This window comes from Mycobacterium sp. NGS63, assembly GCF_059812295.1.
Map to the genome: position 1 here is coordinate 475,699 of NZ_JCALCJ010000003.1, position 13,436 is coordinate 489,134.

At 67.4% G+C, this 13,436-nt stretch carries 17 protein-coding genes; 10 read left to right on the forward strand and 7 right to left on the reverse strand.

Going from position 1 to position 13,436, the window contains the following annotated elements; translation table 11 throughout:
• Nucleotides 1-22: 22 nt before the first annotated feature.
• From AC5Y4Z_RS09245 to AC5Y4Z_RS09255, 3 genes are read right to left on the reverse strand one after another with little or no spacing between them, the layout of a single operon-like run.
• Complete coding sequence (locus tag AC5Y4Z_RS09245; protein ID WP_499962827.1) at nucleotides 23-1,291, reverse strand: amidohydrolase family protein; 1,269 nt, start codon at nucleotides 1,289-1,291, stop codon at nucleotides 23-25.
• 3 nt (nucleotides 1,292-1,294) lie between these two features.
• On the reverse strand, nucleotides 1,295-1,609 hold the full coding sequence (locus tag AC5Y4Z_RS09250; RefSeq protein WP_499962829.1) for a hypothetical protein: 315 nt from the start codon (nucleotides 1,607-1,609) through the stop codon (nucleotides 1,295-1,297).
• Between the two features lie 20 nt (nucleotides 1,610-1,629).
• A complete protein-coding gene (locus AC5Y4Z_RS09255; RefSeq protein ID WP_499962831.1) occupies nucleotides 1,630-1,977 on the reverse strand; it encodes a 2Fe-2S iron-sulfur cluster-binding protein in 348 nt (115 codons plus the stop codon).
• A gap of 106 nt (nucleotides 1,978-2,083) precedes the next feature.
• Between AC5Y4Z_RS09255 and AC5Y4Z_RS09260 the strand changes: the two genes are divergently transcribed.
• Genes AC5Y4Z_RS09260 through AC5Y4Z_RS09280 form a run of 5 tightly spaced genes read left to right on the forward strand, consistent with a single transcriptional unit; the run spans nucleotide 2,084 to nucleotide 6,383 of the window.
• Nucleotides 2,084-3,487: a class I adenylate-forming enzyme family protein gene (locus AC5Y4Z_RS09260; protein ID WP_499962833.1), complete on the forward strand. Its 1,404-nt coding sequence runs from the start codon at nucleotides 2,084-2,086 to the stop codon at nucleotides 3,485-3,487.
• Nucleotides 3,465-4,370 carry an acyl-CoA dehydrogenase family protein gene (locus AC5Y4Z_RS09265; protein ID WP_499962835.1) on the forward strand — a complete coding sequence of 302 codons (906 nt, stop codon included), beginning with the start codon at nucleotides 3,465-3,467 and terminating at the stop codon, nucleotides 4,368-4,370. Before AC5Y4Z_RS09260 ends, AC5Y4Z_RS09265 begins: the two co-directional genes overlap by 23 nt.
• Complete coding sequence (locus AC5Y4Z_RS09270) at nucleotides 4,357-5,445, forward strand: acyl-CoA dehydrogenase family protein (RefSeq protein ID WP_499962837.1); 1,089 nt, start codon at nucleotides 4,357-4,359, stop codon at nucleotides 5,443-5,445. Before AC5Y4Z_RS09265 ends, AC5Y4Z_RS09270 begins: the two co-directional genes overlap by 14 nt.
• On the forward strand, nucleotides 5,442-5,615 hold the full coding sequence (locus AC5Y4Z_RS09275; RefSeq protein ID WP_499962839.1) for a hypothetical protein: 174 nt from the start codon (nucleotides 5,442-5,444) through the stop codon (nucleotides 5,613-5,615). The genes AC5Y4Z_RS09270 and AC5Y4Z_RS09275 overlap by 4 nt, the downstream gene beginning before the upstream one ends.
• Nucleotides 5,616-6,383: an enoyl-CoA hydratase/isomerase family protein gene (locus AC5Y4Z_RS09280; protein WP_499962841.1), complete on the forward strand. Its 768-nt coding sequence runs from the start codon at nucleotides 5,616-5,618 to the stop codon at nucleotides 6,381-6,383.
• A gap of 61 nt (nucleotides 6,384-6,444) precedes the next feature.
• Here AC5Y4Z_RS09280 and AC5Y4Z_RS09285 read toward each other — a convergent pair whose 3' ends face one another.
• Complete coding sequence (locus tag AC5Y4Z_RS09285; RefSeq protein ID WP_499962843.1) at nucleotides 6,445-7,302, reverse strand: proline iminopeptidase-family hydrolase; 858 nt, start codon at nucleotides 7,300-7,302, stop codon at nucleotides 6,445-6,447.
• A gap of 89 nt (nucleotides 7,303-7,391) precedes the next feature.
• Here AC5Y4Z_RS09285 and AC5Y4Z_RS09290 point away from each other — a divergent pair, with 89 nt between their 5' ends.
• From AC5Y4Z_RS09290 to AC5Y4Z_RS09305, 4 genes are all read left to right on the forward strand, one after another.
• Nucleotides 7,392-7,910 carry a phenolic acid decarboxylase gene (locus AC5Y4Z_RS09290; protein WP_499962845.1) on the forward strand — a complete coding sequence of 173 codons (519 nt, stop codon included), beginning with the start codon at nucleotides 7,392-7,394 and terminating at the stop codon, nucleotides 7,908-7,910.
• Between the two features lie 90 nt (nucleotides 7,911-8,000).
• Entirely contained in the window at nucleotides 8,001-9,140 is a 1,140-nt protein-coding gene (locus tag AC5Y4Z_RS09295) for a thiolase family protein (protein WP_499962847.1), read from the forward strand.
• A gap of 7 nt (nucleotides 9,141-9,147) precedes the next feature.
• The gene (gene meaB, locus AC5Y4Z_RS09300; protein ID WP_499962849.1) at nucleotides 9,148-10,017 is read left to right on the forward strand and encodes a methylmalonyl Co-A mutase-associated GTPase MeaB; all 870 of its coding nucleotides are present in this window, start codon (nucleotides 9,148-9,150) and stop codon (nucleotides 10,015-10,017) included.
• Nucleotides 10,018-10,164: 147 nt separating this feature from the next.
• Nucleotides 10,165-10,539 carry a nuclear transport factor 2 family protein gene (locus AC5Y4Z_RS09305; protein WP_499962851.1) on the forward strand — a complete coding sequence of 125 codons (375 nt, stop codon included), beginning with the start codon at nucleotides 10,165-10,167 and terminating at the stop codon, nucleotides 10,537-10,539.
• A gap of 75 nt (nucleotides 10,540-10,614) precedes the next feature.
• Here AC5Y4Z_RS09305 and AC5Y4Z_RS09310 read toward each other — a convergent pair whose 3' ends face one another.
• Nucleotides 10,615-11,352, reverse strand: coding sequence for a class I SAM-dependent methyltransferase (locus AC5Y4Z_RS09310; protein WP_499962853.1), 738 nt, complete (start codon nucleotides 11,350-11,352; stop codon nucleotides 10,615-10,617).
• A 50-nt stretch (nucleotides 11,353-11,402) separates the two neighbouring features.
• Here AC5Y4Z_RS09310 and AC5Y4Z_RS09315 point away from each other — a divergent pair, with 50 nt between their 5' ends.
• The gene (locus AC5Y4Z_RS09315; protein ID WP_499962855.1) at nucleotides 11,403-12,791 is read left to right on the forward strand and encodes a pyridoxal phosphate-dependent decarboxylase family protein; all 1,389 of its coding nucleotides are present in this window, start codon (nucleotides 11,403-11,405) and stop codon (nucleotides 12,789-12,791) included.
• On the opposite strand, the gene AC5Y4Z_RS09320 is transcribed toward AC5Y4Z_RS09315, so the two are convergent.
• Nucleotides 12,788-13,066: a type II toxin-antitoxin system RelE family toxin gene (locus AC5Y4Z_RS09320; protein ID WP_499962857.1), complete on the reverse strand. Its 279-nt coding sequence runs from the start codon at nucleotides 13,064-13,066 to the stop codon at nucleotides 12,788-12,790. The genes AC5Y4Z_RS09315 and AC5Y4Z_RS09320 overlap by 4 nt on opposite strands.
• Entirely contained in the window at nucleotides 13,063-13,332 is a 270-nt protein-coding gene (locus AC5Y4Z_RS09325; protein WP_499962859.1) for a type II toxin-antitoxin system Phd/YefM family antitoxin, read from the reverse strand. The genes AC5Y4Z_RS09320 and AC5Y4Z_RS09325 overlap by 4 nt, the downstream gene beginning before the upstream one ends.
• Nucleotides 13,333-13,436: the final 104 nt, after the last annotated feature.

Below are 13,436 nucleotides of genomic sequence, written 5' to 3' on the forward strand. Positions count from 1 at the left end.
CCCAACAAGTCGACGTTCGACGTCACGGGGCGGGCGTGGCCAGCTGCTTTTCCTGGTACAGGCGCGCCCATTCGGCTCGGGGCCGGATGGAGGTGTCGACGTCGGCGCCCTGGGCCCGTAGCGCGCCGACCGTCGCCTCGGCTTTCGCCTTGCGCGCAAAAGGATCCCACGAGAAGAAGCGGCAGGAGTTCTGCCAGGTGATCTTGTTGATGTCCGAATCCGACGCCCCCGCGGCGTTGAGCTCGGCCAGCACCTGCTCGGGTGCGTCGGGCCAAAAGCAGTCCGAATGCGGGTAGTCGCACTCCCAGGCGATGATGTCGATGCCGATCTCGTGACGCAGCTTCAGCGAGGTCTTGTCGGTGACGTAGCACGCCAGCGAGTGTTCCCGGAACACGTCGCTGGGCAGCTTGTCGCCGAAGTCGCGGCGCAACCACTTCTGGTTGGTGTAGTGGCGGTCGCTGCGGTCGAGATAGAAGGGAAGCCAGCCGATTCCGCCCTCGGAGAACGCGAACTTCAGGTCGGGGTAGTCGCGCATCGCGGGGCCCCACAACAGATCCTGGGCGCACATCGCCGAGACCTGGGTGGCCAGGATGATCAGGTTGTCGATCGGCGCGTCGGGGGCCATGCTGATCGCCCCGAACCCGGTACCGATGTGCAGGCACATCACCACGTTCTCCTCCGACAACGTGCGAAACACCGGACCCCAGTAGCCGCCGTCGTGGTAGCTCGGAAGCCCTTCCAGGTGAGGCAATTCCGGCATCGTCACCGCCCGGCAGCCCTTGGCCGCCACCCGGCGGATCTCGGCGCACATGGCCTCGGGATTCCACGTCGGCAAGATGGCGATGGGGATGAACCGGTCCGGATACGAGCCCGCCCACTCGTCGATGTGCCAGTCGTTGTAGGCCGACACCATCACCAACGTCGCCTCCTCGCGGTGCATGTTCAGATGCCGCGCGGAGAAGCCGGTGAACGTCGGAAAGCACATCGAAGCCAGGATGCCGTTGCGGTTCATGTCGCGGACGCGTTCGTGGACGTCGTAGACGCCGGGGCGCATTTCGGCGAAACCGGCTGGGTCGCGGCCCCATTCGTCGGCCGGCCACGAGACCACGGCGTTCAGTCCGCTCACGCCCTGCGGGCGGCCCTGGTACATCCATTGGTCGACGCCCTTGTCGTCGACCACGACGATCGGGGCCTCGTCCCTGTATTTGGCCGGCACGTGGCGCAGGAACATGTCCGGCGGCTCGACCACGTGGTCGTCGATGCTCACCAGGATCAGGTCGTCGACATTCATCGGTCAGCTCCCGCACTCGGTGGTGGTTTCGAGCAGCCGGGGAACCGGCGCCGGGTCCAGCTGCAGCGCGTCGGACATGTGTAGCTGCCCGGCGTTGGCGATCATGTTGTCCAGGACGGCCTGCAGGTCGTCGCCCTCGATCTCGTAGATGGCGACGTAGGGACCGTTCCCGTCGACCGGGCGCAGCCGGCGGGCCGAGACGATTCCGTCGAGCGCCAGAAGTTCGGGCAGATGCACTTGGTCGTACCAGGTGTTGTACTCCTGCTCGCGGTCGGGCGAGCTGGGCTGACTCTCGACGTACATGATGCCCTTGGCCATCTGCGCCGCCTCTCGTGTGGCTACTCGTAGCGCACCGTGACCGACGGGGTGTCGGGTACGCCCTGGCACGTCAGAATGTAGCCCTCTTCCACCTCGTCCGGATCGAGAGCGTCGTTGACCCGCATGGTCGCGTGGCCCTCCTCCAGCTTGGCCATGCAGGTGCCGCAATTGCCGGCCTCGCAGTTGAACGGCGGCTCCAGGCCTGCCCGTCGCGCGGTCTCCAACAGGGTCTCGCCGGGGACCTGCGGCACCGACACCTTCTTGCGGTCCAGGTGGATCGTCACCGTGCCGACGTCCGCGTTCGGCGCGGAGTTGGATCCGGGATCTGTCACCCGCGGAGTCTCCTCGATGATCTCGGTGACCGTCACTTGACCGCCCCCTCCCGTACTTGCATTCTTCAGTATAGAGAATACTATTCTCACAAAGCGATAGGGACTTCTCAAGACGCTGGGGAATGCTGGAAGGAACTGGGACGTGGCCGAGCCGGCGGCGCTCGTGTTCGAGGAACGGCGCTTCAGCCTGCCCGAGCTCGACGCGCTGGCCGACGGGCTGGCGGCGACCCTGACCAAACGGGGCGTCACCGCAGGTCAGCGCGTCGCGGTCATGGCTTCCAATCGGCCGGAGTTCGTGGCCCTCCTGCTGGGGATCTGGCGGCTCGGTGCCACCGCGGTCCTGATCAGCCCCGCGTGGAAGCGCCACGAGGTGGAGCACGCGCTAGCGCTCACCGATCCCGCGCATGCCGTCGGGGATCAACCGGTGCTGGCCGGACTGATGCCCATGCTGCACCTGGACGAGCCTGTCGCTCCCGGGTCGCCGGTATCGCGTGCGCTCCCGCCGCGGGCCGACGCCGTGCTGGTGTTCAGCTCGGGCACCACCGGCCTGCCGAAGGCCGTCCGGCACACCCATGCCGCGTTGGACGAGGCCGTGGGGCATTGGCGCGCCGCGCTCCAGCTGACCCGTCGCGACCGGATCCAGGTCGCCACGCCGCCGTCGCACATACTCGGCCTGCTGAACATCCTCACGGCGCTGCGGACCGGTGCGTGGATGCGGCTGCATCGCCGGTTCGACATCGAGCGGATGCTGCGGCACATCGAAAGCGACCGCGTCACAGTCGAAATGGCGGTTGCGCCGATCGCGCTGGCCATCGCGTCGCACCCCGAGCTCGAATCCTTCGACCTGTCGTCGCTGCGCTTCATCATGTGGGGGGCGACGCCGGTCAGCCCCAACGTCGCCGAGACGGTGACCCGGCGGACCGGCGTCGGTTGGGTGCCCGCCTACGGGACCACGGAATTGCCCGTCATCGCGTGTAATCCGTTGCGGGGGGCCCGGCTTGACTCGGTCGGGCGCCCGGTGCCCGGGGTGGACGTGCGGGTGGTCACCCTGGACAGCGGCCGGCCGGTGGGGCCGGGAGAGGTCGGTGAAATCCAGGCCCGGTCACTGTCGATCATGGCCGGCTACCTACCGGACGAGGCGACCGCCGAGGCCATCTGCGACGGCTGGTATCGCACGGGCGACGTCGGCTGGCTGGACCACGACGGCTGGCTGCGCATCACCGACCGTCTCAAAGAGATGGTCAAGGTGCGCGGCTTCCAGGTTGCGCCGGCCGAAATCGAGACGGTGCTGCACGGTCATCCGGCGGTCAAAGACTGCGCGGTGTTTGGCGTGCCCGACGGCATCAACGGGGAGGCGATCGTTGCCGCCGTCTCCGTGCACGTCGCTGTCGATGCGGGCGACCTCACCGCCCTGGTGGACGAGAAGCTAGCGTCCTACAAACACCTGAGCCGCGTCGTATTCGTGGACGACATTCCTCGCCTGCCGTCGGGCAAGGTGCTGCGCCGAGTTTTGAAGGAGACCTATGGATGTACGTCTGACGTCTGAACAGCAGCAGCTTCGGGACGCCGCGGCCAAGCTGGCCGACGACCTCGGCCCCGGAGCGGTTCAGGAACTCGACGACGAGTCCCGAATCGCGCGGCTGGACAGGCAGATCGAGACGACGGGGTGGCGGTCGCTGCGGTCCGACGGCGCCTCCGGCGTCGAAGTCGCCATCGTCGCCGAGGAATTCGGTCGCCGACTGGTCGACGCACCGTTCCTCGGACCGGTATTGGCCGACGACCTCGCCCGGCACGTCGGTGGCGACGCCGCGGACGCGACCGTGTCCGTGGACGACCGCGTGGTCGACGCCCGCGGTGCCCGGCGGGCCCTGTCGCTCTCCGGTAACACGGTCCTGACGGCCGACGTCGACGCCTGGCGCGCCGGCGCCGACCTCACTCGCGCCGAGGCCGACATCGTCGGAACCCCAACGACTCTCGGCGAGGTGTCCGCCGACGCCGCCGCGCGCTGGCTGGCCCTCGCGCTCGTCACCACGTCGGCGGACCTGGTCGGCATCGCCCGCGGCGCGCACGCCGTCGCGTGTGACTACGCCAAGATCCGCGAGCAATACGGCAAAGCGATCGGGTCCTACCAAGCCATCGCGCACCTGTTGGCCGAAAGCCTCGCCCTGATCGAAGGTTCGGTGAGCGTGTCGCGCCATGCCGCGTGGGCCGTCGACGAACTGCCGCCGGGCGAGGCCGTTCGGGCCGCCCAGGTGGCCAAGGTCTACTGCGCGCGCGCCACGCGCACCGTCTGCGAGACCGCCGTGCAGGTGCACGGCGGCATCGGCAACACCTGGGAGTGCCTGGCTCATGTCTACCTGCGCCGTGCGCTGACATCGACCGAGCTGTGGCCCGTGACGCTGAAGGAGATCGACTTTGGACTTTCGTGACTCACCCGACGAGGCCGCCTTCCGGGAGCGGCTGCGCTCCTGGCTTTCGGTGCACGCCAAGGAATATTCGGGCTCCGGAGATGAGTATTGGGTTCGTATGGCCGACTGGCACCGGGCCCTGTACGACAACGGCTTCTTCGGGCTGTCCTGGCCCCGCGACTACGGCGGACAGGACCTGCCGCCGGTGTACGACGTCATCGTGGACGAAGAATTGGTCCGCGCCGGGGCCCCGCCGCGGCCCAGCGTGGGCTACCTGGTCTTCGGCATCGGGCGGCACGGCAGCGACGAGCTGCGCAAGCGGTTTCTGCCGGGCATCATCAGCGGCAGCGAGCGGTGGTGCCAGGGCTTCAGCGAACCTGGCGCCGGCTCGGATCTGGCGTCGCTGACCACCACCGCCACCCGTGAGGGCGACAACTATGTGGTGCACGGGCACAAGATCTGGACGAGCTACTCCGATGTCGCCGACCGGTGCCTGTTGCTGGCCCGCACCGATCCCGAGGCGAAACGCCATCGGGGCCTGTCGGCGTTCGTGCTGGACATGAAACAGCCTGGGGTGCAGCAGCGCCCGCTGCAGATGATGAACGGCGTCACCAACGAGTTCGGCCAGGTGTTCTTCGACGGCGCGACGGTGCCGGCCGACCGGATGGTCGGCGCTCCGGGCGAAGGCTGGGCCGTCGCGATGACCGTCGTCGGCCACGAGCGCGAGCCGTCCACGCTGGGCTACGCGGCCAGGTACGGAAAACTGGTCCGAAATCTCTACCAGCGCAACGAAGGACAGGTTCCCGAAGAGCTCGCGTGGGCGGCGGTCCAGTCGGAGATGCTGACCCATCACGTGCGGCGGCGCCTGTCCGAGCAGCTGGACGGCATCTCCCACGGCCCGGAAGGGTCGCTCGACAAACTCCTGATGACCTGGGTCGAGCAGTCGGTCGGGCACGCCGCGCTGGCGGTCACCGGGACCCGCGATCCGGACCTGCTCAGCGCCTACCTGTACAGCCGCGCGCAGAGCGTGATGGGCGGTACCTCGCAGATACAGAAGAACATCATCGCTTCACGCATCTTGGGATTGTCGGAGTGATCGCGAACGCGGGCGAAGCCCGGGTGAAGCGGGTCACGACCATTGAAGGAGGAGTGATCGCGAACGCGGGCGAAGCCCGGGTGAAGCGGGTCACGACCATTGAAGGAGGAGTGATCGCGAACGCGGGCGAAGCCCGGGTGAAGCGGGTCACGACCATCGAAGGAGTCTAAATGTACGACATGCCAGCCGAAATCGACGTCCGCGCCGACGGACCGCTGCGGATCATCACCCTGAACCGGCCCGACGATCTCAACGCGGTCAACGACAACCTGCACGTCGGGCTCGCGCGGCTGTGGCAACGACTGACCGACGACGCCACCGCGCGCGCCGCCGTCATCACCGGCGCGGGCAAGGCTTTCTCGGCCGGCGGCGATTTCGCGTACCTCAAGGAACTGTCTCAAGACGCCGACCTGCGCGCCAAGACCATCCGGGACGGGCGCGAGATCGTGCTGGGCATGGCGCGGTGCCGAATTCCGGTGGTGGCGGCCGTCAATGGGCCCGCGGTGGGGCTGGGTTGCAGCCTGGTCGCGCTCAGCGACATCGTCTACATCGCCGAGGACGCGTTTCTCGCCGACCCGCACGTGCAGGTGGGCCTGGTGGCCGCCGACGGCGGACCGCTGACCTGGCCGCTGCACATCAGCCTGTTGCTGGCCAAGGAGTACGCGCTGACGGGCACCCGGATTCGCGCCGAGCGCGCCGTCGAACTCGGGCTGGCCAACCACGTGGTCGCCGACCCCGTCGCCGAGGCGATCGCCTGCGCCAAAAAGATTTTGGAGCTCCCCCAGCAGGCGGTCGAGAGCACCAAGCGGGTGCTCAACATCCATCTCGAGCGCGCGGTGCTGGCCAGCCTGGACTATGCGTTGTCCGCCGAGCACCAGTCGATGACGACTGACGACTTCCGGACTATCGTCACCAAGCTGAACGAGGGCAAGAACTGAGTTGCCAAATGCCGCGAGCGTAACCTCACTGCGAATTCCAAGCCTCGTTTTCGCAGTGCCGTTACGCTCGCGAGTCGTTTGACCGTAGGAAGTCACGCATCACCCGATCGAACTTGTCCGGCTCCTCGATGAACGGCAGGTGAGCGCTCGACTCGAACAGCTCGAAGCGCGAGCTGGGTATGCGCCGGTGGATTTCCCAGGCGTGTTCGGGCACGCATTCGTCGAAACGGCCGGCCAGGACGAGGGTCGGCAGCGCGATCTCGCCAAGCCGGCCGAACACGTCCCAGTTGCGGATGGTCCCGACGATGTGAAAGTCGCTGGGGCCGAACATCGTTTCGAAGATCTCGGCGCCCATGCGCCGGAACGCGTCCTCCAGTTCCCTGGGCCACGGCCGAACGCGGCAAAGGTACGTCTCGTTCCAGGTGCGGATGGCGGCCTGGTATTCGGCCGAGTAGGTGGTGCCCGCCGCCTCGTGCCAGTCGATCGCGGACTGGGTGGCCGGGTCCAGCTCGGACTTCAAGCGCGCCACCATTTTCGAGAATTCGGGTATCGACGCGATGCTGTTCGAGATGGTGAGGCTGGCGGCCGCGGACGGGACGTCGAGGACGTACTGCTGGGCAAGCATGCCGCCCCACGAATTACCGAAGATATGAAAACGGGGCAGTCCCAGCGCCCGCACGACCGCGTCCATCTCGGCCACCGAGCGCTCCATCGTCCAAAGCGCGGCGTCCGGCGGGCACTCGGAATGCCCGCAGCCGAGCTGATCCCAAAAGATCACCTCGCGCTCGTCGGCCAACCGTTCCAGCGAGCGCAGGTAGTCGTGCGGTAACCCGGGCCCACCGTGGACGGCGAGCAGTGGCAGGCCTGCCCCTCCGCCGACCCGCTTGAACCACACCTTGCCCCCGGGGACCGCAATCATTCCCTGACTCATTGCGCCCGCCATTCGAGCAGTGTAGGCAGGTGACGGGTATCCACCACGACCGCGGGCCACATTCGAGAGGAGCGGCCATGACGACCGTCGCGAACCCGGTTCCACCGCAGGACTTTTCGGGAATCGTCGGGCATCGCTTCATCTACACCTACGCCAACGGGTGGCAGTACGAGATGTACGTCAAGAACGCCACCACCATCGACTACCGGATCCACTCCGGACATGTGGGCGGCCGCTGGGTCAAAGGCCAGCGGGTGAACCTCGTCCAACTCGACGAAGGCAGTTTCAAAATCTCGTGGACCGAACCCACTGGTACGTGTGTGGCCGTCAACGTTCTGCCCGCCAAGCGCCGCATCCACGGCGTGATCTTCTTTCCGCAGTGGATCCGCATGCACGGTGAGCGCACGGTGTGCTTCCAGAACGAACACCTGGACCAGATGCGCGCCTACCGCGACCAGGGGCCGACCTACCCCATCTTCGAAGTCCCCGAGTTCGCCTACATCACCCTGTTCGAATACGTCGGGGCCGACGACGAGACCGTCATCGACACCGCACCGGAAAAGCTGCCGCCGGGGTGGTCCGACCGCTCCAACTGATCGGCGACACCGTTGTTGCAACTCGTACTCTCGAAATGAGAGAATAAGATTCTCTTGTTGCGAAACGTTCGTCGAACTGGGAGAAGACCCGTGCCTGAAGCCGTCATCGTGTCCGCCCTGCGTACCCCCATCGGCACCGCCCGCAAGGGCACGCTGCGCGACACCAGCGCGTTCGACCTCGGGCACCACGTGGTCGCCGAGGCGGCGAAGGACCTGGACCCGGCGCAGGTCGACGACGTGATTCTGGGCGAGGGGCTCTACGGCGGCGGTGTCATCGCCCGCCACGCGGCCATCACCGCGGGGCTGCCCCACGTCCCCGGCCTGGCCAACAACCGGCACTGCGCGGCGGGTCAGGCGGCCGTGCAGAGCGCGGCGGCGAGCGTGCGCGCCGGGATGGACCAGCTCGTCATCGCCGGCGGCGTCAATTCCGCGTCCACATCGCCGCGATCGCGCGTCCAGGCCGACGGCGAATGGGTCGACTGGTTCCCGCCGACCCACCCGGACCGCCCCGACGCGCCGAACCTCGACATGTCGATCACCGTGGGGTGGAACGCTGCGGTCAAGGCGGGCGTGACTCGCGAGGAGATGGACGCGTGGGCGCTGCGGTCACACCGCAACGCGATCGCCGCGATCGACGAGGGCCGCTTCAAAGAAGAGATCGTGCCGATCGAGACGCCGCATGGGCTGTTCTCCGTCGACGAGCACCCACGCCGCGATACCAGCCTGGAGAAGCTGGCGGGCCTGAAGCCGCTGCACCCGGAGATCGAGGGCTTCTCCATCACCGCCGGCAACGCGTGCGGCGCCAACGACGGTGCGGCCGTGCTGACCATCGCGAGCGACGCGCTCGGGCTGCCCGCGCTTGCCACGGTGCGGTCCTGGGCCTCGGTCGGGGTCGATCCCGCGATCACCGGTCTGGCGCCGGTGGAGGCGATACCGAAAGCGCTTGCCCGCGCTGGGCTTTCGACCTCGGATGTGGACCTGTTCGAAATCAACGAGGCCTTCGCGGCGATGTGTGTGGCCACCATCAAGTTGCTCGATCTGGACCCCGGCAAGGTCAACGTCAGCGGCAGCGGCTGCGGGCTGGGCCATCCGGTGGCGGCCACCGGGGCGAGGATGCTGGTCACCCTGGTGCACGAATTGCGCCGCCGCGGCGGCGGAATAGCCGTGGCGGCCATGTGCGCGGGCGGTGGAATGGGTTCGGCGACGGTCATCGAGGTCGCTGCGCCATAATGCGCAAATGACGATCGCCGACCTGATTGCGCGAGCGCGCAAGGGATCTCCGCGCGCGGCGGGTCGGCTGCTCAGCCTGGTCGAAGGCGAGCGTCGCGACGAGGTGCTGGCGAGCATCGGACCATCGGAGGTCCGCGTCGTCGGCATCACCGGGCCGCCGGGCGCGGGTAAGTCGACGACGGTGGGTGCCCTGGTCGGCGCCTACCGGGAACGTGGGTGCCGGGTCGCCGTGCTGGCGGTGGACCCGTCGTCGCCGTTCAGTGGCGGCGCGCTGCTGGGCGATCGGATCCGAATGACCGCGCACATCAACGACTCCGAGGTCCTGATCCGTTCGGTGGCGGCCCGCGGTCACATCGGCGGACTGGCCGCCGCGGTCCCGGCGGCCATCCGGCTCTTGGGCGCGATCGGCTATGGCGTGATTCTGCTGGAGACCGTCGGGGTGGGGCAGTCGGAGATCGAGATCGCCGCCGTCGCGGACCCGACCATCGTGGTCCTCAACCCGGGGGCCGGCGATGCGGTGCAGGCGGCCAAGGCCGGCGTGCTGGAAGTCGCCGACATCGTGGCCGTCAATAAGGCCGACCGGGAGGGTGCCGAACAGACGGTGCGCGACCTGCGCGCCGAAACCAAGGCCCCGATCGTCAGCCTTGTCGCCGTCCGGGGCGAGGGCGTCGCGGATCTGGTGGCCGCCATCGACGACCACCACCGCACCGACAGCCGGGAGCGCCGGCTGGCGCGGGCGCGGGCGCAGATCCTGTCGCTGGCCCAGACCCGGCTGCGGACCCAGCCGGATCTCGACAAGCTCGCCGAGGCCGTGGTCGACGGACACGACGATCCCTATGCGGCGGCCGAAAAGCTGCTCTCTCCCACGTCTGAGTAGGACCGGGCATCGGGTGTGAAGCTATGGCTTCGAGCGTGAACGTAGGGCGGGACTTCGGCGATTTCTCCGCCCTGGATTCACTGCCGAAGCCATGGCTTCACAGCGACATCCCTTGATTTGCTTCCCGTCGCTGTGTTGCATGAACGCATGACACGTTCTGCCGACGAGCTGGTGACCGAATTCTGCAAAAAGTGGGCCTCCCCCGATCCGGACGAGATCGCGGGCTATTTCACCGAAGACGCCGTCTACCACAACATCCCGATGGACCCGGTGCGAGGCCGCGACGCGATACGGGAATTCATCGCCGGGTTCGTCGCCGCGTTCGACGGGATCGACTTCAACGTTCACCGTCAGGTCAGCGACGGCGCACTGGTGATGAACGAACGCACCGACGTGATGCGCCGCAAGGACGGCGGGACGATCCCATTGCCGGTGATGGGCGTCTTCGAGGTGCAGGACGACCGGATCGTCGCGTGGCGCGACTACTTCGACATGGCGGCCATCACCAGCGCGTTCAGCTGACCTCTCTCGCATTGACTCTGCGGCCATGGCGGGGCTCACTCGCACTTTTACTGCGTGAGTGCAGAATCAACTCGCTTAATCGCTGACCAGAAGGCGGTAGCCGGCGTCGATCCGCTCTTTCTCGAGAAGGTCCGCATGGTGTCGATGCCATCGCCTTGAACGGACGTCGCTTGCCAGCCGCGTCAAGCCCTCGTCGAGGTCGGCGTCGCCGGCGTATGCCAGCATGGAGATGCCTGCGCGGACCGCCGGATTGAGGTAGGCCTCCGGTCGTCGCCAATAGGAGGCGCCGAAACCGTCGGTGCAGTCGTGCGGCACCGGGACCGCCTGCACCTGTGCGCCTCCCAACAGCTCCACCAGTCGGTCTACCGGCACGTATAAGGCGTCGTTGATTCGCGCGGCCGCGGGCAGGTATTCGCGCAGCAACCAGAAGTCGCGGAATACCGTTTGGTCCCACGTCAAGATGACTATTCTGTGTCGGACTATGCGGCGCAACTGGTCGATCCCTGCGGCGACATCGCTCCAGTGGTGCACGGTAAGAATCGCCATTGCGGCGTCAACGCACTTGTCCCGCAACGGCAAAGCCTCCGCGACGGCCCGTAGACATGGGGCCGATCCGGGTGGCCGCTGGGCGATCATCACCACGCTGGGCTCGACGGCGGCGACGGTCTGAGCAGGTTCGTAGGAGCCGGCGCCGGCGCCGACGTCGACGACGCTGCCCATCGTGGACAGCGCGGAGTGAATCTGCGAAGCGATCCGCGGATCGGGGCGGCGTGTCGTGAGATATCCGGTGCCGATCCGGTCGTAGGCAACCACCGATTCAGAATGACGGAATCACAACGAACTCCGCCACTAGTGTTTGGACCATGCCCGATCGCACCGCTGGGCTCACCGCCGCCGCGCAGCACGCCCACACGTTCCTCGGCTCGCTCGACGAACGCCCGGTCGCGGCCCGAGCCGATGCGTCCCGTGTCCGCGCGGCTCTTGGCGGGCCCGTGCCGGAGCACGGCGAGGATCCGACCGCTGTCATCGATGCGCTGGCCGCCGGCGCTGAGGACGGTCTCGTGGCCAGCGCCGGGCCGCGCTACTTCGGCTTCGTCACCGGCGGCGCCTTGCCCGCCGCGTTGGCGGCGGACTGGTTGGTCTCGGCGTGGGATCAGTGTGCGGCCGTCCATCCACTGTCGCCGGCAGCCGCCGCCATCGAAGAAGTGACCTCCGCGTGGGTACTCGAATTGCTCGGTTTGCCCGCGACGGCGACGGTCGGCTTTGTCACGGGTGGCCAGGCCGCTAACACCACGTGCTTGGCCGCGGCGCGCCACGCGGTGCTGGCCCGGGCCGGTTGGGACGCCGAAGGAGACGGGCTGATCGGCGCACCGCCGATACGCATCCTGTGCGGTGAGCGGGCCCACGACACCATCGACAGCGCATTGCGACTGCTCGGACTCGGGTCCAACACGCCCATCCGCATCGCCGCCGATTACCAGGGCCGGATGAAACCCGACGCGCTGCGCGACGCGCTCGCGCAGGCCGACATACCCACGATCGTGTGTGCGCAGGCCGGAAACGCCGCCACCGGCGCCTTCGACGCCTTCGAGCCGATCGCCGACGCCTGCGCCGCCCACAACGCCTGGCTGCACATCGACGGGGCGTTCGGCCTCTGGGCCGCCGCCGCACCGGCGGCCCGACACCTGACCCGCGGCGTCGAGCGAGCCGATTCCTGGGGCGTCGATGCGCACAAATGGCTCAACGTGCCCTACGACGCGGGCATGGCGATTGTCGTCGACCCCGAAACACACGTCGCCGCAATGCGATCGGCGGGGCACTACTATGTGCTCGATGCCGGCCAGCGCGACAGCACCAACTACGTGCCCGAAAGTTCCCGCCGCGCCCGCGCAGTGCCGGTCTACGCCGCCATCCGATCGCTGGGTCGCGCCGGTATCGCCGAACTGATCGAACGCAACTGCGCGCAAGCGCGGCGCATGGCCGAGCGGTTGGCCGCCATTCCCGGCGCCACTGTCGTCAACGACGTCGTCCTCAACCAGGTGTTGGTGCGCCTCCCGGGTGGAGACGACGCCAATCGGGCCGCGCTGGCGGCCATCCAGCGCGACGGGACCTGCTGGCTGGGCGGCATGACCTGGCAAGGCCGGGTCGTGCTGCGGGTGCCGATCGTGAACTGGTCGACGACCGACGCCGACATCGACCGCTCGGCGGACGCCATAGCCCAAGCGGCACGGGCTATTTCGGCGACTGATTAGGTGGGTCGGTAAATGTGCGCGCGGTGCTCTACCCGACCGATGAGGAGCACGTGGTCGTCTTCGAGGATCCGAAAAGTGACGCGATAGTCGCCTCGCCGCGCAACCCGCCAGCCGGTGAGCTCGTGGCGGAGCGGCTTGGACATCCGGTAGGGATCCGCAGGTAATGTTCCGGTAACGAATTCGGCGATCGCGGCTGCAACCTTATGTGGAAGTCGATCAAGCGCCCGGACCGCGCTCGGTGCCACTCGGGCTGTCCATGACTGGTCGCCGCTCACGGCAGACCGTAGCGTTTACGCAATTCCTCGCCGGTGATGGTGTTGCCGGTGGCGTAATCGGCGTCTGCATGGTTGAGTTCGTCGACGAGGCCCGGTATGCGCAGCGCGTGCAGCGTTTCGTTGAGTGAGTCGAGGTCATCGGCCGACATCAGGACGGCGACGGCGCGGCCGTGGCGCGTGATCTGGATGATCTCGTGGGTGGCGTCGGCCTCATCGACCAATGCTGAGAGTTTGTCTTTGGCTTCGCTGAGCGGCACCGTCTTCATGCACCCATATTAGCCGGAATTCTAGCCTACAACTAGCTTACTTTTCGGCTAATAAACAGCCGCGGGCAGCGGGCGCAGAGCGCTTGGAAGGCAGTCGATTGCGG

Coding starts and splice junctions, on each gene's coding strand:
- AC5Y4Z_RS09245 (WP_499962827.1), bottom strand. CDS start 1,291: ATGAATGTCGACGACCTGATCCTGGTGAGCATCGACGACCACGTGGTC.
- AC5Y4Z_RS09250 (WP_499962829.1), bottom strand. CDS start 1,609: ATGGCCAAGGGCATCATGTACGTCGAGAGTCAGCCCAGCTCGCCCGAC.
- AC5Y4Z_RS09265 (WP_499962835.1), top strand. CDS start 3,465: ATGGATGTACGTCTGACGTCTGAACAGCAGCAGCTTCGGGACGCCGCG.
- AC5Y4Z_RS09280 (WP_499962841.1), top strand. CDS start 5,616: ATGTACGACATGCCAGCCGAAATCGACGTCCGCGCCGACGGACCGCTG.
- AC5Y4Z_RS09285 (WP_499962843.1), bottom strand. CDS start 7,302: ATGATTGCGGTCCCCGGGGGCAAGGTGTGGTTCAAGCGGGTCGGCGGA.
- AC5Y4Z_RS09290 (WP_499962845.1), top strand. CDS start 7,392: ATGACGACCGTCGCGAACCCGGTTCCACCGCAGGACTTTTCGGGAATC.
- meaB (WP_499962849.1), top strand. CDS start 9,148: ATGACGATCGCCGACCTGATTGCGCGAGCGCGCAAGGGATCTCCGCGC.
- AC5Y4Z_RS09305 (WP_499962851.1), top strand. CDS start 10,165: ATGACACGTTCTGCCGACGAGCTGGTGACCGAATTCTGCAAAAAGTGG.
- AC5Y4Z_RS09315 (WP_499962855.1), top strand. CDS start 11,403: ATGCCCGATCGCACCGCTGGGCTCACCGCCGCCGCGCAGCACGCCCAC.
- AC5Y4Z_RS09325 (WP_499962859.1), bottom strand. CDS start 13,332: ATGAAGACGGTGCCGCTCAGCGAAGCCAAAGACAAACTCTCAGCATTG.